An 18046-nucleotide genomic window follows, 5' to 3' on the forward strand; every position below is an offset into this window, starting at 1 on the left:
GGGCTACGCCTTCTTCGCCTCGAGCGCGGCGATCAGCTGCGGCACCACCGTGAACAGATCGCCGACGACGCCGAAGTCCGCGATCTCGAAGATCGGGGCGTCCGCGTCCTTGTTGATCGCGACGATCGTCTTCGCGGTCTGCATACCGGCCTTGTGCTGGATCGCACCCGAGATGCCCAGCGCCACATACAGCTGCGGCGCCACCGACACCCCGGTCTGACCCACCTGATACGAATACGGCACGAAGCCCGCATCGACCGCGGCACGCGACGCGCCCACCGCCGCACCCAGCACGTCAGCCAGCTGCTCGACAAGCACGAACTTCTCCCCCGACCCCAGACCCCGCCCGCCCGACACCACCCTCGCCGCCCCCCGCAACTCCGGACGCGACGACGACACCACGGCCTCATCCACCGACGTCACCGTCGCCGCCTTCCGGCCGGAGGCGCGCACCTCGAGCGGCTCAGCCTCCACACCCGCGACCGCCTCGGCACGAGCATCGACCGAACCCTGCCGGATCGTGATCACCGGCGCACCCCACGTGACCGCCGAATCGACGTTATACGCCCCGCCGTAGACCGAGTGGTGCGCGACCACGCCCTCCGCATCGCGCGACACCCCGACGGCATCGACCGCGACACCCGAACGGGTGCGGGCGGCGTACCGGCCCGCGACCTCACGACCCTCCACCGAGTTCGCCACCAGGATCGCGTCCGGCCGCACCAGATCCGCAGCCTCCGTCAGCGCGTCCACCCGCGGAACCGTCAGAGAGTCACCGGCCGGCGCGACCAGCACCACCGCAGCACCCACAGCCGCAGCATCCGCCGCCAACGCCGCATCGCCGACGATCACCGCGACCGGCGTACCCACCTGCGCGGCCGCACCCAAAAGCTCAGCCGCCGACTTCGCCAGCACGCCCGAGGGCGTGGTGTCGAGCAGCACCAGGATCGAGTCATCCGCAAAAGCCATGTGCACGTCCCCTCACGCGAGCCGGTTCTGGATGAGGAAGTCCGCGAGCCTCAGCCCCGCATCCCCCTCGTCCACGATCTTCACACCGGCCGCACGCGGCGGCCTCTCACTCAGTCCGATCACGATCGACCGCGACGCACCCGGATCGTGCGGATCGATCTCCAACTCAGCGAGCGACAGGATCTCGAACGGCTTCTTCTTCGCCGCCATGATGCCCTTGAAATTCGGGAACCGCGCATCAGGCAACGCCTCAGTGACCGAGATCACCGCCGGCAGCACCGCCGCCACCTGCAACACCGCCCCGTCGGAAACCCGCGTGCCCGACACCCCACCCTCGCCGATCTCGACCGCGCTCAAATACGTCGCCGACGGCACATCAAGGATCTCAGCCACCATCGCCGGAACGACCCCGCCCACCCCGTCCGTCGACAAGTTCCCACCGATCACCAGATCGAACCCGATACGCTGCAACGCCGCCGCCAGCACCTCCGCCGTCAACCCCACATCCGCCCCCAGAAGACCATCGTCAACGACCTGCACCGCCGACGCGGCACCCATCGCGAGCCCCTTACGCACCGTCCCCGCCGCCGACCCCGGCGTCATCGACAACACCACCACCTCGGTGCCCGGCGTCCTGTCCGCATACGACAACGCCACCTCAAGCGCCCGCTCGCCGATCTCATCGATCACGGTCTCGCTCGCGCCACGATCCGCAAGCCCCGTCTCCAGCGACAGCTTGCGATCCCCGTACGTATCCGGGACTTCCTTGACCAGGACGACGATCCTCATGACGATCTCCTCACGCTGGGCATGAGTCTATGGCTCGCGCCGCAATGTACCCAATCCCGCGAAATGCACCGACCACGACCGACCCCGGAGCCGCCGTGTGTATACATAGAGCACCGATCCGCGGCATCCGTCGTCCATCGAGACGCCACCGGACCGATACGGTGGGGACGAGGAGGTCGACATGGCAGCACCCCGGCGTCTCCCGGTCGACCCGATCGCCGAAGCCAAACGCCAGTGGATCGCCCATGGCTGGGAGGACGCCGCCGCGGGCATGACCGCCGTGACCTCGATCATCCGCGCGCAGCAGCTGCTGTTCGCGCGCATCGACACCGCGCTGAAGCCGTTCGGCCTGTCGTTCGCGCGATACGAGATGCTGCGTCTCCTCGGTTTCACGAGAGAGGGACGGATGCCGATGGCCAGCGCCATCGCCCGCCTGCAGGTGCATCCGACCAGCGTGACGAACACCGTCGACCGCCTCGCCCGGGACGGCCTCGTCTCGCGCGAGCCGCACCCCGGAGACGGGCGCGCGGCGATGCTCGTCCTCACCGACTCCGGCCGCGAGCTCGTGGAGCGCGCGACCGCGGCGCTCAACACCGAGGTCTTCGAGGACCCGGGGCTGTCGGACGCCGACACGACCGAACTCGTGCGCATCATCGCGCGCTTGCGCAAGGACGCCGGCGACTTCACCGAGCCGAGGCCCCAGCCCGACCCTCTCTGACCCGGTCACCGGCCCGTGAAGTCGGGCGCGCGCTTCTCGCGGAAGGCGGCCATGCCCTCCTTCTGGTCCTCGGTGTCGAAGAGGCTCGCGAACACGTGCTTCTCGAGGCGCAGGCCCTCAGCCATGGGGGTCTCGAGCGCGGCGTCGAGCACGGCCTTCGCGGCGTACAGCGACGGGAGACTCTTGGACGCGATGGTCTCGGCGGTCTTCTGCGCCTCGGTGAGAAGGTCGGCGGCGGGGACGACCCGCGAGACGAGTCCGGACCGCTCGGCTTCCGCAGCATCCATCATCCGACCGGTGAGGATGAGCTCGGCGGCCTTGTAATAGCCGACGGCGCGGAGAAGGCGCTGCGAACCGCCCATGCCGGGGATGACCCCGAGGTTGATCTCGGGCTGGCCGAACTTGGCGGTGTCGGCGGCGAGGATGATGTCGCACATCATCGCCAGCTCGCACCCGCCGCCCAGGGCGTAGCCCGAGACGGCCGCGATCACCGGCGTGCGCACGGCGGCGAACTGCGTCCAGCCGCCGAAGTGGTCGCCTATCAGCATCTCGAGCCCCGACTTGGACTCCATCTCCTTGATGTCCGCGCCCGCGGCGAACGCGCGCTCCGAGCCGGTCACGACGATCGCGCCGATCGCCTCATCGGCATCGAAGACGGATGCTGCGGCCACGACGTCGCGGCACACCTGTGAGTTCAGCGCGTTGAGCGCCTCCGGCCGGTTGAGCGTGATCCACCCCACCCGGCCGCGGGTCTCGACCAGGATCGTCTCGTATTCGGTCATGTCTCTCCTCGGTTGCGGATTGCTGCTCGCCTGTCACATTGTGTCGCCCCCGGCAGCAGTTCGTGACAGGTGAACGGAATCCGGGCCAAGGGGATGCTGCTCACAGGTGAGCGGTCGGGGCGGAGCTCGGGTCAGTCGGAGAACTCGCGGATCGAGTTGATGATGCCCGAGAAGTCCTGAACCGCTCCGGGTCCGTCGGCGTAGTGCGCGTAGATCTCGCGCGCGAGCATGCCCATGCGGGCGTCCACTCCGGTGAGCTGGACCGCCTGCTCGGCGAGACCCAGGTCCTTGTTCATGAGGGCGCCCGCGAAGCCGGGGCGATACTCCCGGTTCGCAGGGCTCGTGGGCACCGGCCCGGGCACGGGGCAGTTCGTCGTCAGCGCCCAGCACTGACCGGACGCGTTCGAAGCCACGTCGAAGAGGGCCTGGTGTGAGAGTCCCAGCCGCTCCCCCAGCACGAACGCCTCGGCGACCGCGATCTGCGACACCGCGAGGATCATGTTGTTGCAGACCTTCGCGGCCTGGCCGAGCCCTGCCCCGCCGCAGTGCACGACCCGTCGGCCCATCGCCTCGAGGAGCGGCCTGGCCGCCTCGAAGTCGTCGTCCGTCCCGCCCACCATGAACGCGAGCGTGGCGTTCTCGGCGCCGACCACACCGCCAGACACCGGGGCGTCGAGCGAGCGGTGCCCGGCCGCCTCGGCGAGCGCGTGCGCGGCGCGTGCCTCATCCACGGCGATCGTCGAGCAGTCGATGAACAGTGCACCGGATGCCGCGACCCCGAGCAGACCCTCGGCTCCAGCGTCTCCGCGATACGCGTCGAGCACCTGCGCGCCGGTCTGGAACATCGTGATGACGACGTCCGCGGCGGTGGCGGCATCCGTTCCCGAATCCGCGACGGCCAGCCCCGCGTCCCGTGCCGCATCGACCGCGGCGGGGAACACGTCGAAGCCGACCACCTCGTGGCCGGTGCCGGAGAGATTCCGCGCCATGGGCAGGCCCATGTGGCCCAGCCCCAGGAATGCGATCTTCATGTCGGACCTCCTCGTCCTGAGATCGTCAGTGCGCGAGCAGCTGGCGGCCGATGATCACGCGCATGATCTCGTTGGTCCCCTCCAGGATCTGATGCACGCGCAGGTCGCGGACCACCTTCTCGATCCCGTACTCGTGGAGGTAACCGTATCCGCCGTGCAACTGGAGGGCCTGATTGGCGACGGTGAAGCCCGCGTCCGTGGCGAACCGCTTGGCCATCGCGCATTGCGCGGTGACATCGTCATCAGGAGCGCCGGGTGCTTTCGCATCGAGGGCTGCGGCGGCGTCCCGCACGAGGGCGCGCGCCGCGCGCAGCTCGGTGGCCATGTCGGCGAGCGCGAACACGACCGCCTGCTTCTCGGCGAGCGGCTCGCCGAACGTGAACCGCTCGTGCACGTAGGCCACCGCGCGGTCGAGCGCCCACTGCGCGCCGCCCAGCGAGCACGCAGCGATGTTGATGCGGCCGCTGTCGAGCGCCGACATCGCGATCTTGAAGCCCTGCCCCTCACCGCCGAGGACGTTCGCCGCGGGCACCCGCACCTCGTCGAGGATCACCTGCCGCGTCGGCTGGGCGTTCCAGCCCATCTTGTGCTCGAGCTGACCGAACGAGAGCCCGGGGGTGTCAGCCGGCACGAGGAACGCGGTGATGCCGCGAGCGCCGGCATCGGCATCCGTGCGGGCCATGACGATGTAGACGGATGCCTCGCCGCCGCCGGAGATGAACTGCTTGACGCCGGTCAGCACGTACTCGTCGCCCGACCTGATCGCGCTCGTGGCGATCGCGGCGGCATCGGAGCCCGCACCCGGCTCGGTGAGACAGTAGCTGCCGAACCCCTGCATCGACGTCAGGAGCGGAAGCCACTCGTGGCGCTGAGTGTCGGTCGCGTAGGTGTCGATCATCCACGCGACCATGTTGTGGATGGAGATGTACGCGGCGATCGCCGGGTCGCCCTTCGCGAGCTCCTCGAAGATCAGCACCGTGTCCGAGCGCGAAAGGCCCGAGCCGCCGACGTCCTCGCGGACATAGATGCCGCCGAGGCCGAGCTCGCCGCCGAGGTGCAGTGTCTCGCGGGGGAAATGCGACGTCGCGTCCCACTCCAGGGCGTGCGGCGCCAGTTCTGACTGCGCGAAATCGCGCACGGCTTCGATGATGGCTGCACGCTCGTCCTCGCTGATGGCGACGGGAGCGAGCACGGGGACAGGGGTGGCGTCCATTACGTCTCTCCGGTGAGTCAGGGTGACGGCTTCGTCACGACGTCCAGAATACTAGGACATCCATGTAATTGTTCGGTAATCCGTGCACCGACAGCGAGGCGGCCCCACTTCGGATGGGGCCGCCTCTGCGCGTCACTGGTCCCAGACCATGAACGGGCGCAGTTCCAGCTGTCCGTTGCGGGCCATCGGATGCCGCGACGCGATCTCGATCGCCTCTTCCAGGTTCTCGACCTCGAGGATGTCGAAGCCGCAGATCACCTCGGCCGTCTCGACGAACGGCCCGCGGCTCGTGAGCACCTTGCCGCCGCGCACCTTCACCACCGTGGAGTCGGCCTGCGGCGCGAGCACCTCGCCGATGACCCGCTTGCCGCTGGCGTCGAGCGGATCGACCCACAGGTCGACGTCCGACTCGTCGGCCTCCGCGTCGGGCTCGAGCGACGTGACGACGAACATCATGTACTTCATGGGGTGATCCTTCCGGTTGTGGGCGGCCGTCCGCCAGCCTCACTCCGGTCGTCGCGCGGCCGACGGCGAAGTCGACACTCCGGCACAGAACTTTTCCGACGCGTCCTCACCGCAGGGTGCGCGAGTGCGGCCGGCGGGCGATCGCGCCGCTGATCACCGCGGCGACCGCGCACAGCCCGGCCGCCGCGAACCATGCGACGGTGTACTGCCCGGTCTGATCGCGCACGATCCCGGCGAGCACCGACGCGATGCCCGCACCGATCTGGTGCGCTGCGAACACCCACCCGAACACCAGCGGCCCGCGGTCGCCGAAGATCTCGCGGCACAAGGCGATCGTCGGCGGCACCGTCGCGACCCAATCGAGCCCGTACACGACGATGAAGACGACGATGCTCGGCTCCACGGTCGACGACAGCAGGCTCGGCAGGAACAGCAGGCTGATCCCGCGGCCCGCGTAGTAGACCGCGAGCAGGACGCGGGGATTGATCCGGTCGGTGAGCCAGCCCGACAGCACCGTACCGGCGATGTCGAAGATGCCGACGACCGCGAGCAATCCGGCCGCGGTGGTCTGCGGCATCCCATGATCATGTGCACTGGGGATGAAGTGGGTGCCGACGAGCCCGTTCGTCGTGGCACCGCAGATGGCGAAGCCGGCCACGAGAGCCCAGAACGCGCGCACCTTCGACGCGTCGCGCAACGCCCGCAGCGCGAGTGCTGCCGCTCCCTCTCCCCGCGACGTTCGGACGGCCGGCGCCTTCTCGATCGGAGCGTCGGGCTCTCCGTAGCGCCCCACCCCCAGATCCGACGGCCGGTCCCGGAGCAGCGCGAGCACGAGCGGCACGACGAGCAGCGCACCGCTCGCGATGATGAGGGAGGCGATCCGCCAGCCGTAGTCCTCGGCCGCGACGGCGATGATCGGCAGGAAGATGAGCTGACCGGTCGCGCTCCCGGCGGTCAGAACGCCCGAAACGAGCCCCCGTCGCTTCGCGAACCATGTGTCGGTCACGGTCGCGGCGAACACGAGCGCCATCGAGCCCGTGCCGAGGCCGATCAGCAGCCCCCACGTGAGCAGCAGCATCCACGGCGCGGTGACGAACACGGTGAGCGCGGCTCCCGCGGCGATCAACAGGAGCGCCGTCGCCGTGACCGCCCGGATGCCGAACCGCTGCATCAGGGCGGCCGCGAACGGCGCGGTGAGCCCGAACAGCAGCAGGTTCAGCGTGACCGCGACCGACATCTCGGTGAGCGACCAGCCGAACTCCTCCTCGAGCGGCAGCATCAGCACGCCGGGCGCCGCCCGGAACCCCGCTGCTCCGATCAGCGCGACGAGCGCGGTCGCCGCGACGAACCAGGCGGGATGGATCCGTCGGGAGCGGGGAACGGTCCCCACGCCCTCGGGTTCGTCGAGCCGGCTCACGTCGCCGACTTTGTTGAAGAATGCGATGGCTGTCAAGTGGCCCGAGGAATCATCCTCCGGGTGGACCCGGATGAGACTCCGGGCTGACGCGGTGGCGCGCCTCGCTCCGTAGCGTCGAAGGCATGGTCAGCACCACGTCCACGATCCCGGTCACCCGTCGCCGCGAGCTCTCCGCTGCCGCGGCGCTGCTTCTCACCATCGGGGGCAACATCCTCGTCGTCACGATCGCCGCGCTCGCGGTCGCCGGTGTCGCCGTCGCGGCCGTCGCGGTGTTCGGGCCGCAGCTGATGGAACGGCATTAGTCGTCGACCGCAGCGGCGATCTGGTGCGCATCGGCAGCGTCAGCTGAACTCCGCGCGCGGCCCGCGCAGCGGAGCGCCGGCGTCAGGGCGCCAATCCGGCCGCCGACCAGGCGAAGGCCCGAGTATCACGAATTGATACCGACGCCCCCGGTCGCCCCGCCACAACGCACACTTGATCCATGTGGTGGAGGTTCCTCAAGGCACTCAAGGGCGGTGAGCACCGCGTCGCGCCGACGACGTGGATCGCCGCGACCGCCGCGGTCGTCTACGCGGTCTCGCCGATCGACCTGATCCCCGAGCTCGTGCTCGGCCCCCTCGGATTCACCGACGACCTCGGCGTGTGGAGCATCCTCGCCCTGCTCCTGGTGCGCGAGCACCACCGGTGGCAGGCGGGCCTGCAGGCACCGTAGGGTCAGTCGCCCGCGACCGCGCAGGCGCTCCCGAAGCCCGGGTGCAGGAGCCCGTCGATCGTGGCCCTGTCCCCTAGAGCCGTTCGATGATCGTCGCGTTCGCCATGCCGCCGCCCTCGCACATCGTCTGCAGCCCATAACGCCCGCCGGTCGCCTCGAGGTGGGACACGAGGGTGCCGAGCAGCCGTGTGCCCGATGCCCCGACCGCGTGGCCGAGGGCGATCGCGCCGCCCCACGGGTTCAGCTTCGCCGGGTCGGCATCGAGGTCCTGCTGCCAGGCCAGCGGCACCGAGGCGAACGCCTCGTTCACCTCATACGCGTCGAGGTCGGCGATCGTCAGGTCGCTGCGCTCGAGGATGCGTCGCGTCGCGGGAATCGGCCCTGTCAGCATCATGATCGGGTCGTCCCCCACCACTGCGAACGAGTGGAACCGCGCCCGGGGCGTGAGGCCGAGCTCGGCCGCCTTCTCCTCGCTCATGATGAGGGCAGCGGATGCCGCATCCGTGAGCGGCGACGAATTGCCTGCGGTGATGCGCCAATCGAGGTCGGGGAACCGGGCCGCGAGCTCGTCGGTGCGGAACGCGGGTTTCAGCCCGGCCAGCGATTCCACGGTCGTGCCGGTGCGCACGGTCTCGTCGAACGCGACAGCCTCGGCGCCGCCCCGCACGGGTAGGACCTGCGAGTCGAACGCACCGCGGCTCCACGCATCCGCTGCTCGCCGGTGCGACTCGGCAGAGTATGCGTCGAGCTGCTCGCGGGTGAAGCCCCACTTCTGGGCGATGAGTTCGGCGGAGACCCCCTGGTTCACAAGGCCCCCGGGGTACCGATGCACGAGCCCGGGGGCCTTCGTGCCGCCGACACGTGACGAGCCGAGCGGCACGCGACTCATCGACTCGACTCCCGCGGCGATCACGATGTCGTACGCGCCCGCGATCACGCCCTGGGCCGCGAAGTGCGCAGCCTGCTGGCTCGAGCCGCACTGGCGGTCGATGGTGACGGCGGGCACCGTCTCGTCGAAGCCGGCGGCGAGCACGGCGTGACGCGCGATGTTCATGGCCTGGTCGCCCACCTGGCTCACGCAGCCCATGAGGACGTCGTCGACCTGTCGCGACTCCAGACCGCTGCGTTCGAGCAGGGCCGTGAGCACGTGCGCCGCGAGGTCGACCGGGTGCACCGCGCTCAGCGCTCCCCCGGGTTTGCCACGCCCGGACGGGGTGCGGACCACATCGACGATGACGGCGTGGGGCATGGAGAACCTCCTGCTCAGAAGCCTAAGACGATGGCGGATGCTGCGGGCCGCGGCATCCGTCGATCAGGCGCGCTCGTCCGGGGTCGCGTAGGTGCTGCGCTGCTCGATCACCGCGAGAGTGCAGCGAGAGATGCAGACGAGGCGGCCGGCCTCGTCGACGATGCGGATCTCCCACACGTGCACGCGGCGCCCGACGTTGATCGCGGTCACCGTGCCGACGACCCAGCCCGACGAGATCGGGCGCAGGTGGTTGGCGTTGATCTCCATGCCCACTACGTGGAACCGCTCGCGGTCCACCGCGAGGTAGCCGGCCCACGACGCCAGCGTCTCGGCGAGCGCGACCGATGCCCCGCCGTGGAGCACCCCCGCGGGCTGCACGGAGCGGCGGTCCACCGGCATCCGCCCGACCAGCGCGTCATCGCGGATCGCGACGATCTCGATGCCGAGGTTCTCGATGAGCGTGCCCGGCGCCATCGCCGAGAGGTCGATCGCGGCGACGTCGCCGAACCAGAGGCTCACGGCCTCACCCCGCGGCTTCCTCTTCACGGTCGGCGGCGGCCTGGTGCGCGGCATCCGCGACGTAGCCCTCGATGTGGCGCTCGTTCGGGCCGTTGTACTCCGACAGCGGGCGGATGAGCGCGTTCGAGGCGAGCTGCTCCATGATGTGCGCGGTCCAGCCGGTCACGCGGGCCGCCACGAACAGCGGCGTGAAGGTCAGCGTGTCGAAGCCCATGAGGTTGTACGCCGGGCCCGACGGGTAGTCGAGGTTCGGGTAGATGCCCTTGCGGCTCACGAACTCGCTCTCGAGCGTCTCGTACAGCGCGGCCACGTCGGGCCTGTCGTAGTGCTCGACGAGGCTGTCGAGCGCCGCCTTCATCGTCGGCACGCGCGAGTCGCCCTTCTTGTACACGCGGTGCCCGAAGCCCATGATCTTGCGCTTCGCCGCGAGCGCCTCATCGAGCCACGGCCCGACGTTCGAGGCGTCGCCGATCTCGTCGAAGATGTGCAGGACGGCCTCGTTCGCGCCGCCGTGCAGCGGCCCCTTGAGCGCGCCGATCGCCGCGACGACCGCCGAGTACAGGTCGCTGAGCGTCGACGTCACGACCCGCGCCGTGAACGTCGAGGCGTTGAACGAGTGCTCGGCGTACAGGATCATCGATCGGTTGAACGCGTCGACGACGACGTCGTCGGCGGTCTCGTCGAACGTCATCCACAGGAAGTTCGCGGCGTAGTCGAGGTCGTCGCGCGGAGCGACCGGCTGCAGGCCGCGGCGGCGGCGCTGACCGTAGGCGACGATGGCGGGGAGGACGGCGAACAGACGCACGCTGCGCGCCAGGTTCTCCTCGGCGCTCCCGGCTGCATCGAGCACCGAGCCGGTCCCCGCGAGATCTTTCGCGCCGATGAGGCTCACCGCGGTGCGCACCTCGTCCATCGGGTGCGCGTCGATCGGCACGAGGTCGATCACGGCGCGCACGTCGGCGGGCAGGTGCCGGTACGCGCGCTCGGTCGCACGCAGCTGCGCGAGCTGCACGTCGGTCGGCAGCTCGCCGTGCCACAGCAGATAGGCGACAGCCTCGAACGGCTGCGTCGCCGCGAGCTCCTGCACCGGGTAACCGCGGTACAGCAGCGAATTCGTCTCGGGATTCACCTTCGAGACCGCCGTGTAATCGACGACGACGCCGGCGAGGCCCTTCTTGATGTCGGGTTCGGTCACAGCCTTGCTCCTTTGCTTGGACCGGTCGTTGAGCGAGCGTAGCGAGTCGAAACGCGCTTCGTCTCGTCGCTGCGCTCCTCGCTCAACGATCGTGAGCGACGATCTGGAAGTTGAAGACGTCCTGGTCGAAATGGTTGTAATGCTCGTAGTCGATGAGGTCGTAGAGGTCGGCGCGGTGCTGCATCTCGCCGAGCCGGGAGGCGAGGTGTCCTTCATCGATGAGCGTATCGAGGGCACGGGACGCTGCGCCCATCGCGATCCGCAGCAGCGAGACGGGCCAGATCACGATGTTGACGCCGACGCTCTGCAGCTGGTCGACCGAGAAGAGCTCCGACTTCCCGAACTCGGTCATGTTGGCGAGGATCGGCACGTCCACGGAGGCGCGGATCGCGGCGAACTCGTCGAGAGTCCGCATCGCCTCCGGGAAGATCGCATCGGCACCCGCGTCGACGAGCGCCTTCGCGCGGTCGACGGCGGCATCCATCCCCTCCACGGCGCGGATGTCGGTGCGCGCCATGATGAGGAAGTTCGGGTCGCGACGGGCGTCGGCGGCGGCACGGATGCGCTTGATCGCGGTGTCCTCGTCGACCACGGCCTTGCCGTCGAGGTGACCGCAGCGCTTCGGGTTGATCTGGTCCTCGATGTGCGTGCCCGCGAGGCCCGCGTCCTCGAGCGTCTGGATCGTGCGGGCGACGTTCATCGGCTCGCCGAAGCCCGTGTCGGCGTCGATGATCGCCGGCAGGTCCGTCATGCGCGCGATCTGCTGGCCGCGAGCGGCCACCTCGGTGAGGGTCGTCAGCCCGATGTCGGGTAGACCCAGGTCGGCGCTCAGCACGGCGCCCGAGATGTACACGCCCTCGAACCCCTTGCGCTCGATGAGCCGGGCGCTCAGCGGGTTGAAGGCACCGGGGAACCGCAGCAGCTCGCCCGATGCCAGCCGCTCGCGGAACAGCCGCCGCTTCTCGTGCGCCGGCACGGTGGAGTACAGCATCAGAACAGCCCCTTCGGAGCCGGAGCGCCGGCGAGCACGCCGAAGTCCGCGACGATCGTGAGCTGCTGGACCTCTTCGGCGGTGAGCTCGGGCAGGCGCTGGGCGAGGTCGAGGAAACGCTCGATCTCGTCAGCCGTGAGCACGGGCTCGGCGAGCAGGCGGAACTTGCGCACATAGTCCTCGCGGACGAAGGGCCGGGCGCCGAGGGGGTGGGCGTCGGCGACGGCGATCTCGTCCTCGATGGTCTCGCCGTTCGTCAGGCGGATCTCGACGCGACCGCCGAATGCCTTCTCGTCCGGGTCCTCCGAGTGGTACCGGCGGGTCCACTCCTCGTCCTCGGCGGTGGTGATCTTGTGCCACAGCGCGACAGTGTCCTCCCGCCCGGCCCGCGCCGGCAGGTACGAGTCGACGTGGTGCCAGCCGCCGTCCTGCAGCGCGACGGCGAAGATGTACGGGATCGAGTGGTCCAGCGTCTCGCGCGACGCGGTCGGGTCGTACTTCTGCGGGTCGTTCGCGCCCGAGCCGATCACGTAGTGCGTGTGGTGCGACGTGTGCAGCACGATCGCCTCGACATTCGCCGGGTCGGCGACTTCGGGGTGCTCGCCGTGCAGCTTGCGGGCGAGGTCGATCCACGCCTGCGCCTGGTACTCGGCCGAGTGCTCCTTCGTGTAGGAGTCGAGGATGCCGCGCTTGGGCTCGCCCTGACCCGGCAGCGGCACCTCGTACGAGGCATCCGGTCCGTCGAGCAGCCATGCGATCACGCCGTCCTCGCCCTCGTAGATGGGGCTCGGCGACGTCTCGCCGCGCATCGCACGGTCGACGGCTTCGACCGCCATCTTGCCGGCGAACGCGGGAGCGTGCGCCTTCCACGTCGAGATCTCGCCCTTGCGCGACTGGCGCGTCGCCGTGGTGGTGTGCAGAGCCTGGCCGACGGCCTGGTAGATCGTCTCGACGTCGAGGCCGAGGAGGGTGCCGATGCCTGCCGCGGCCGACGGACCGAGGTGGGCGACGTGGTCGATCTTGTGCTTGTGCAGGCTGATCGCACGCACCAGGTCGATCTGGATCTCGTAGCCGGTCGCGAGACCCCGCACCAGCGCGTGGCCGTCGGCGCCGACGTGCTGCGCGACGGCGACGATCGGCGGGATGTTGTCGCCCGGGTGCGAGTAGTCCGCCGCGAGGAAGGTGTCGTGGTAGTCGAGTTCGCGCACGGCGACGCCATTCGCCCACGCCGCCCACTCCGGGCTCGTCCTGCGGTCCAGCGCGCAGCCGAACACCGTGGCGCCCGAGCCGCCGACCGACACCGCGTGATCGAGCGCCTGCTGGCGCGCAGCGCTCACCGGCGGGCGGGTGAGGGATGCTGCCGCCACCGCCGCGTTGTCGATGACGCGGTTGATGATCATGTCGACGACGTCCTGGTCGACCTCGACGGGGTCGGCGGCGACTTCGGCGATGTGCCACGCGAGCTGCCCCTCGCGCGCGAGGTGCTCGTCGCTGCGGTGGACGCGGAGGTGGTGGATGACGGTCATAGCTGGCCTTTCAGGTCGAGCGCGGAGTCGCGGGGGTTCGCCGGAGCCGCCGCGGTGAGCGACTCGAGGATGCTGTGGAGCGCATTGTGCAGATGCACATGCGTGGCGTGGGCGGCGAGATCCGCGTCGCGCGCCGAGATCGCCGCCGCGATGAGGCGGTGTTCGGCGACGGATGCTGCGAGCCGAGCGGGATTGTCGCGCGCGAGTCGCCGCACCCGGACGAGATGGGTGCGCACCGTGCGCAGCGCTGCAGTGAGGTAGTCGTTCGCGACGGCGGCGTCGAGCGCGAGGTCGAAGTCCGCGATGAGGGCGTAGTAGGCGTCGCGCCCGTCGGCGGCCGCCCAGCCGTCGTCGAGGTCGACCTGTGCGAACTCCTGGGCGAGGTCGGCGAACGCGGCCGAATCGCCCCGCTCCGCGGCGAGCCTCGCGGCGGACTCCTCGAGGGCGCGCCGCACCTCGAAGATCTCGCGGATGTCGTCGGCGTCGATGGCGGTCACCACCGTCACGCGCGGCGACTGCTGCGCCACGAGCCCGTCGGCGGCGAGCCGGCCGAGCGCTTCGCGCAGCGGCGTGCGACTGACACCGAGGCGCGCCGCCTGCTCGACCTCGCCGAGCACGGCCCCGGGCCGCAGGACTCCGGACTGGATCTCGTCGAGGAGGGTCGCGTACGCACGGTCACTGGCCCGCATGCGGATCACCCCCTCGTTCGACGCCTCGGCCAGTGTATACATAAGAGCGGTCGCGGTGCCATACGCGGGAAGAATACGCGCTTTAGGTATACATCTCGGCTCACGCTCGCGCGGAGCGTGAGGAAAGCGTGAGGAATATTCAGAAATTTGTGAATCAGGCGTAGCGTCTGCGGCATGACCACAGTCATCCGCACGACCGGCCTCACGAAGCACTACGGCCGCGTCCACGCCCTCGACGGGCTCGACCTCACCGTCGACGAGGGCCAGGTGCACGGGTTCCTGGGACCCAATGGGGCCGGCAAGTCCACCACGATCCGGATCCTGCTCGGGCTCGCGCGGAAGACAGGGGGCGAGGCATCCGTCTTCGGTCTTCAGCCGTGGCACGACGCCGTCAAGATCCACCGACGGGTCGCGTACATCCCCGGCGACGTCAGCGTGTGGCCGAATCTGTCAGGTGGCGAGGCGATCGACCTGCTCGCCCGCCTGCGCGGTGCGTCGCGGCACGAGAGGGCATACGCCGACGAGAAGGCGCGTCTGATGGAGGCGTTCCAATTCGATCCCCGCAAGAAGGGTCGGGCGTACTCGAAGGGCAATCGGCAGAAGGTCGCGCTGATCGCGGCCTTCGCGGTGCCGGCCGACCTGTACATCCTCGACGAGCCGACGAGCGGTCTCGACCCGCTCATGGACGTGATGTTCCGCCGTGAGGTCGCCCGGGTCCATGCCGACGGCGCCACCGTGCTGCTGTCGAGCCACATCCTGTCCGAGGTCGAGCAGCTGTGCGACCGGGTCTCGATCATCCGCGCGGGTCGCGTCGTCGAGAGCGGAACGCTCACCGACATGCGTCACCTCACCCGCACTGAGGTCTCGTACGAGGGGACGGATGCCGCGCCTGTCGCCGCACTCGCGGCGGCGCACGACGCCCTCGTCGAGGACGGCCGCGTGCGCTTCACCGTCGACAGCGATCAGGTCTCGGGCATGCTCCCCGAGCTCTCGCGCCTCGGCGTCGCCGGGCTCCGTGTGGCGCCACCGTCGCTCGAGGAGCTCTTCCTGCGCCACTACGGCGACGACCTCGCCGTGCTGGAGAGGAACGGGCGATGAGCAGACTCGCGACGCTGCTCGGGCAGCGGCTGCGGCGGGACTGGCTGCAGCTGACTCTGTGGATCGCCGGCACGATGGCGCTCGCGCTTGCAGGCCTCTCCGGTGCCGCGAGCACCTACGGCACGGAGCAGGAGCGCACGGCCCTCCTCGCCACCGTCATGGCCAACCCCGTGATCCTGCTGTTCCGCGGGCTGCCGTCCGGGCCGGGCGAGCAGGCTTTCATCGTCTTCCTCCTCATGCCGTTCCTCGTGATGATGGCGGCGTTCATGAGCACGTTCCTGGCGGTGCGGCACACGCGCGGCGACGAGGAGGCGGGGCGCCTCGAACTCGTCGCGGCGACGACCGCGGGAAGAACGATGCCGTCGGTGGCGACGATCGCTCATGGCGTGCTCGCGAACCTCGTACTCGGAGGCTTGGTGGCCGCCGCCTTCCTCAGCGGCGGCTCGCCTGTCGGGGGGTCCTGGCTCGCCGGGTTCACCGCCGCATGCGGTGGGCTGACGTATCTCGGCGTCGCGCTCCTTTCCGCGCAGCTCATGCGCACCTCGCGCGGCGCGAACTCTCTCGCGGTGTGGGTGCTCGTCGTGACCTACTTCATCGCCGGCATCGGCAATGCCGTCGGCACGCCGAGCGACGACCTCACCCACATGGAGAGCTCGTGGCTGACGTGGCTCTCGCCGTTCGGATGGGCCGAGAACACCCGCGCGTTCGACGAGAACCTGTGGTGGCCCGCATTCCTGTGCCTCGGCGCCTTCATCGTGCTGGCGGGGGCGGCGCTGGCCCTTCAGACTGTGCGCGACCTCGACGCGAGCATCATCCCCGAGCGCCAGGGCCGCGCCGCCGCTCGCGCGACGCTGTCGACGCCGACGGCGCTCGTCACGCGGCTTGCCGCGGGCTCGACGGTCGGCTGGATGGCGGGTGCGTTCTTTGCAGGCGCTCTGTCGACCTCGCTCGGATCGGTGGTCGATGAGATGGGTGCGGACAACCCGGCCGTCGCCGAGATGCTGAAAGCCCTCTCGGCCGAAGCGGACCTCGAGCAGGCGGTCATCGTCGTCTTCTTCACCATGGTCGGCCTTCTCGCCGCCTGCGCGGGCGTGCAGACGGTCGCGCGCGCCCGTCAGGAGGAGGCGCACGGGACCGCCGAGCCCGTCCTCGCAACCCCCGTGCAGCGCGTGCGGTGGCTCGCCGACTTCGTGGTCATCGGTTTCATCGCCATCGTCCTGACCTGCGCCGCGGCGTACGCCGGGGCGTGGGCCGGCGCCGCGAGCCTCGACAACGGCGCCGCCTTGACCGGCGATGCGTTCGTGGCCGCGTGGGGGCAGGTGATCGCAGCATCCGTATTCCTCGTCCTGACAGCCCTCGTCTTCACGATCGCGCCGCGGTGGACGATCCCGCTCGGCTGGACCCTCGTCACCGCCGCGATCGTCTTCGGCCTCTTCGGCCCGCTCCTCGGCCTTCCGGAGTGGGTGACGAACCTGTCTCCGTTCTCCGTTGCGCCGGTGCCGAGCGGTAACGAGGTGGACGTCCGCGGGATGTGGTGGCTCGTCCTCACCGTCGGAGCCGGGGCGGCGGCCTCCCTCGTGCTGATGCGCCGCCGCGAGCTGGCCTCGGCCGGATGAGGGGCGACGTGACGGTGGAGCATCCAGGATCCGAGGCGGCCGAGCAGGCGGCCGCCATGCTCGCTGCCGTGGGCATGCCGCGCATGCCGGCGCGCGTCATGATGGCCCTCGCCGGCTCGCCCGACGAGGGCTACACCGCCGCCGACCTCGCCGACCGCCTCGGCGTCTCCGCCGCGGCGGTGTCGGGGGCGGTGCGCTACCTCGTCTCGATGCGGCTCATCCACCGGCTCTCGCGCCCGGGCGACCGCCGCGACCGCTACGACCTCGCCGAGGACTCGTGGTCGGGCATGATCGCGGCGAACGCACCGCTGTACGGCACCCTGGCGGCGTCGCTCGATCGCATCGCCGAAGAGAATCCCACGGCGCCGGCCTCGGCCGCGCGGGCGCACGAGATCGCCGACTTCCTCCGGTATCTCGCGGAACGGATGCCGCAGATCGCGGCGGAGTGGCGGGCAGGCCGCGACGCGCCCGGTGACGCGGCCGCTGGGCCCGCGGCGGGCAGCGAGAGCGCCGCGGCCGGGTAGCCTTGCCCGAGTGAATGACTCGCGCCGCTACATCGTTGCCACCGACGGAGCCTGCAAGGGCAACCCGGGACCGACGGGGTGGGCGTGGGTCGGCGAGGACGGACACTGGGCAGCGGGATCGATCCCCTCCGGCACGAACAACATCGGCGAGCTGACCGGACTGCTCAAGGCCATCGAGGATCACGCCGACGTCGCCGACCTCGTCGTGCAGGCCGACTCGAAGTACGCGATCGACACCTACACGAAGTGGATGGACGGCCACCGCCGCCGCGGCTGGAAGACCTCGACGGGCGCGCCGACGAAGAACGTCGACATCCTCGAGCAGCTCATCGCCGCACGGGACGCACGCCGGGCCGCCGGACTCCCCGACGTCGAGCTCGAGCACGTGCGTGGCCACTCCGGCCACGTGCTCAACGCCTGGGCCGACGAGCGCGCGGTGCGCGCCTCGGAGCACGCCGCCAAGGGCACCGCGAGCGCATGGTCGTCGCTCGGGGCACAGGACCGCATCGACGTCTCGACCCGCCCGAAGAACGGGCGCTGACC

The 18046-nt window shown here is 70.0% G+C and carries 20 protein-coding genes; 7 read left to right on the forward strand and 13 right to left on the reverse strand.

The features are described 5' to 3' along the window. Positions 1-3: 3 nt before the first annotated feature. Both MRBLWH3_RS02040 and MRBLWH3_RS02045 read right to left on the reverse strand, forming a co-directional pair. Complete coding sequence (locus MRBLWH3_RS02040; RefSeq protein ID WP_363428209.1) at positions 4-969, reverse strand: electron transfer flavoprotein subunit alpha/FixB family protein; 966 nt, start codon at positions 967-969, stop codon at positions 4-6. A 12-nt stretch (positions 970-981) separates the two neighbouring features. Further along, positions 982-1758, reverse strand: a complete 777-nt coding sequence (locus MRBLWH3_RS02045; RefSeq protein WP_363428210.1) for an electron transfer flavoprotein subunit beta/FixA family protein — start codon at positions 1756-1758, stop codon at positions 982-984. 181 nt (positions 1759-1939) lie between these two features. On the opposite strand from MRBLWH3_RS02045, the gene MRBLWH3_RS02050 reads away from it, so the two are divergent. Next, positions 1940-2476, forward strand: coding sequence for a MarR family winged helix-turn-helix transcriptional regulator (locus MRBLWH3_RS02050; RefSeq protein ID WP_363428212.1), 537 nt, complete (start codon positions 1940-1942; stop codon positions 2474-2476). 5 nt (positions 2477-2481) lie between these two features. Here MRBLWH3_RS02050 and MRBLWH3_RS02055 read toward each other — a convergent pair whose 3' ends face one another. The 5 genes from MRBLWH3_RS02055 to MRBLWH3_RS02075 form a co-directional block, all read right to left on the reverse strand. Next, positions 2482-3258, reverse strand: coding sequence for an enoyl-CoA hydratase (locus MRBLWH3_RS02055; protein ID WP_363428214.1), 777 nt, complete (start codon positions 3256-3258; stop codon positions 2482-2484). 131 nt (positions 3259-3389) lie between these two features. Then, positions 3390-4289, reverse strand: coding sequence for a 3-hydroxyisobutyrate dehydrogenase (mmsB, locus tag MRBLWH3_RS02060; RefSeq protein WP_363428216.1), 900 nt, complete (start codon positions 4287-4289; stop codon positions 3390-3392). A 25-nt stretch (positions 4290-4314) separates the two neighbouring features. Next, positions 4315-5502: an acyl-CoA dehydrogenase family protein gene (locus MRBLWH3_RS02065; protein WP_363428218.1), complete on the reverse strand. Its 1188-nt coding sequence runs from the start codon at positions 5500-5502 to the stop codon at positions 4315-4317. Positions 5503-5634: 132 nt separating this feature from the next. Beyond that, positions 5635-5967, reverse strand: a complete 333-nt coding sequence (locus tag MRBLWH3_RS02070) for a YciI family protein (RefSeq protein WP_363428220.1) — start codon at positions 5965-5967, stop codon at positions 5635-5637. A 106-nt stretch (positions 5968-6073) separates the two neighbouring features. Beyond that, positions 6074-7384 (reverse strand): MFS transporter, encoded by a 1311-nt coding sequence (locus tag MRBLWH3_RS02075; RefSeq protein ID WP_363435230.1) that lies wholly within the window; start codon positions 7382-7384, stop codon positions 6074-6076. 122 nt (positions 7385-7506) lie between these two features. Between MRBLWH3_RS02075 and MRBLWH3_RS02080 the strand changes: the two genes are divergently transcribed. Both MRBLWH3_RS02080 and MRBLWH3_RS02085 read left to right on the forward strand, forming a co-directional pair. Further along, positions 7507-7686 (forward strand): hypothetical protein, encoded by a 180-nt coding sequence (locus tag MRBLWH3_RS02080; protein ID WP_363428222.1) that lies wholly within the window; start codon positions 7507-7509, stop codon positions 7684-7686. A gap of 179 nt (positions 7687-7865) precedes the next feature. Further along, on the forward strand, positions 7866-8096 hold the full coding sequence (locus MRBLWH3_RS02085) for a DUF1232 domain-containing protein (protein WP_116195548.1): 231 nt from the start codon (positions 7866-7868) through the stop codon (positions 8094-8096). A 73-nt stretch (positions 8097-8169) separates the two neighbouring features. Here MRBLWH3_RS02085 and MRBLWH3_RS02090 read toward each other — a convergent pair whose 3' ends face one another. The 6 genes from MRBLWH3_RS02090 to MRBLWH3_RS02115 form a co-directional block, all read right to left on the reverse strand. Beyond that, positions 8170-9345: a thiolase family protein gene (locus tag MRBLWH3_RS02090; RefSeq protein ID WP_363428225.1), complete on the reverse strand. Its 1176-nt coding sequence runs from the start codon at positions 9343-9345 to the stop codon at positions 8170-8172. Positions 9346-9408: 63 nt separating this feature from the next. Continuing rightward, complete coding sequence (locus MRBLWH3_RS02095; RefSeq protein ID WP_363428227.1) at positions 9409-9864, reverse strand: hotdog fold thioesterase; 456 nt, start codon at positions 9862-9864, stop codon at positions 9409-9411. A gap of 4 nt (positions 9865-9868) precedes the next feature. Further along, positions 9869-11059 carry a bifunctional 2-methylcitrate synthase/citrate synthase gene (locus tag MRBLWH3_RS02100; protein WP_363428229.1) on the reverse strand — a complete coding sequence of 397 codons (1191 nt, stop codon included), beginning with the start codon at positions 11057-11059 and terminating at the stop codon, positions 9869-9871. 82 nt (positions 11060-11141) lie between these two features. Continuing rightward, positions 11142-12050, reverse strand: a complete 909-nt coding sequence (prpB, locus tag MRBLWH3_RS02105) for a methylisocitrate lyase (RefSeq protein ID WP_363428231.1) — start codon at positions 12048-12050, stop codon at positions 11142-11144. Then, positions 12050-13576, reverse strand: coding sequence for an MmgE/PrpD family protein (locus MRBLWH3_RS02110; protein ID WP_363428233.1), 1527 nt, complete (start codon positions 13574-13576; stop codon positions 12050-12052). Before MRBLWH3_RS02110 ends, prpB begins: the two co-directional genes overlap by 1 nt. Next, the gene (locus MRBLWH3_RS02115) at positions 13573-14265 is read right to left on the reverse strand and encodes a GntR family transcriptional regulator (RefSeq protein WP_363428235.1); all 693 of its coding nucleotides are present in this window, start codon (positions 14263-14265) and stop codon (positions 13573-13575) included. The genes MRBLWH3_RS02110 and MRBLWH3_RS02115 overlap by 4 nt, the downstream gene beginning before the upstream one ends. A gap of 174 nt (positions 14266-14439) precedes the next feature. Between MRBLWH3_RS02115 and MRBLWH3_RS02120 the strand changes: the two genes are divergently transcribed. Genes MRBLWH3_RS02120 through MRBLWH3_RS02135 form a run of 4 tightly spaced genes read left to right on the forward strand, consistent with a single transcriptional unit; the run spans position 14440 to position 18044 of the window. Then, positions 14440-15363 carry an ABC transporter ATP-binding protein gene (locus MRBLWH3_RS02120; protein ID WP_363428237.1) on the forward strand — a complete coding sequence of 308 codons (924 nt, stop codon included), beginning with the start codon at positions 14440-14442 and terminating at the stop codon, positions 15361-15363. Beyond that, a complete protein-coding gene (locus MRBLWH3_RS02125; protein ID WP_363428239.1) occupies positions 15360-16979 on the forward strand; it encodes an ABC transporter permease in 1620 nt (539 codons plus the stop codon). The genes MRBLWH3_RS02120 and MRBLWH3_RS02125 overlap by 4 nt, the downstream gene beginning before the upstream one ends. Before the next feature lie 8 nt (positions 16980-16987). Beyond that, positions 16988-17503: a GbsR/MarR family transcriptional regulator gene (locus MRBLWH3_RS02130; RefSeq protein ID WP_363428241.1), complete on the forward strand. Its 516-nt coding sequence runs from the start codon at positions 16988-16990 to the stop codon at positions 17501-17503. A 10-nt stretch (positions 17504-17513) separates the two neighbouring features. Continuing rightward, complete coding sequence (locus MRBLWH3_RS02135) at positions 17514-18044, forward strand: ribonuclease H family protein (RefSeq protein WP_363428243.1); 531 nt, start codon at positions 17514-17516, stop codon at positions 18042-18044. Positions 18045-18046: the final 2 nt, after the last annotated feature.

The organism is Microbacterium sp. LWH3-1.2, from assembly GCF_040675855.1.
Classification (GTDB): Bacteria; Actinomycetota; Actinomycetes; order Actinomycetales; family Microbacteriaceae; genus Microbacterium.

Coding starts and splice junctions, on each gene's coding strand:
- MRBLWH3_RS02120 (WP_363428237.1), top strand. CDS start 14,440: ATGACCACAGTCATCCGCACGACCGGCCTCACGAAGCACTACGGCCGC.
- MRBLWH3_RS02045 (WP_363428210.1), bottom strand. CDS start 1,758: ATGAGGATCGTCGTCCTGGTCAAGGAAGTCCCGGATACGTACGGGGAT.
- prpB (WP_363428231.1), bottom strand. CDS start 12,050: ATGCTGTACTCCACCGTGCCGGCGCACGAGAAGCGGCGGCTGTTCCGC.
- MRBLWH3_RS02115 (WP_363428235.1), bottom strand. CDS start 14,265: ATGCGGGCCAGTGACCGTGCGTACGCGACCCTCCTCGACGAGATCCAG.
- MRBLWH3_RS02110 (WP_363428233.1), bottom strand. CDS start 13,576: ATGACCGTCATCCACCACCTCCGCGTCCACCGCAGCGACGAGCACCTC.
- mmsB (WP_363428216.1), bottom strand. CDS start 4,289: ATGAAGATCGCATTCCTGGGGCTGGGCCACATGGGCCTGCCCATGGCG.
- MRBLWH3_RS02070 (WP_363428220.1), bottom strand. CDS start 5,967: ATGAAGTACATGATGTTCGTCGTCACGTCGCTCGAGCCCGACGCGGAG.
- MRBLWH3_RS02065 (WP_363428218.1), bottom strand. CDS start 5,502: ATGGACGCCACCCCTGTCCCCGTGCTCGCTCCCGTCGCCATCAGCGAG.
- MRBLWH3_RS02040 (WP_363428209.1), bottom strand. CDS start 969: ATGGCTTTTGCGGATGACTCGATCCTGGTGCTGCTCGACACCACGCCC.
- MRBLWH3_RS02125 (WP_363428239.1), top strand. CDS start 15,360: ATGAGCAGACTCGCGACGCTGCTCGGGCAGCGGCTGCGGCGGGACTGG.
- MRBLWH3_RS02055 (WP_363428214.1), bottom strand. CDS start 3,258: ATGACCGAATACGAGACGATCCTGGTCGAGACCCGCGGCCGGGTGGGG.
- MRBLWH3_RS02085 (WP_116195548.1), top strand. CDS start 7,866: ATGTGGTGGAGGTTCCTCAAGGCACTCAAGGGCGGTGAGCACCGCGTC.
- MRBLWH3_RS02080 (WP_363428222.1), top strand. CDS start 7,507: ATGGTCAGCACCACGTCCACGATCCCGGTCACCCGTCGCCGCGAGCTC.
- MRBLWH3_RS02050 (WP_363428212.1), top strand. CDS start 1,940: ATGGCAGCACCCCGGCGTCTCCCGGTCGACCCGATCGCCGAAGCCAAA.
- MRBLWH3_RS02090 (WP_363428225.1), bottom strand. CDS start 9,345: ATGCCCCACGCCGTCATCGTCGATGTGGTCCGCACCCCGTCCGGGCGT.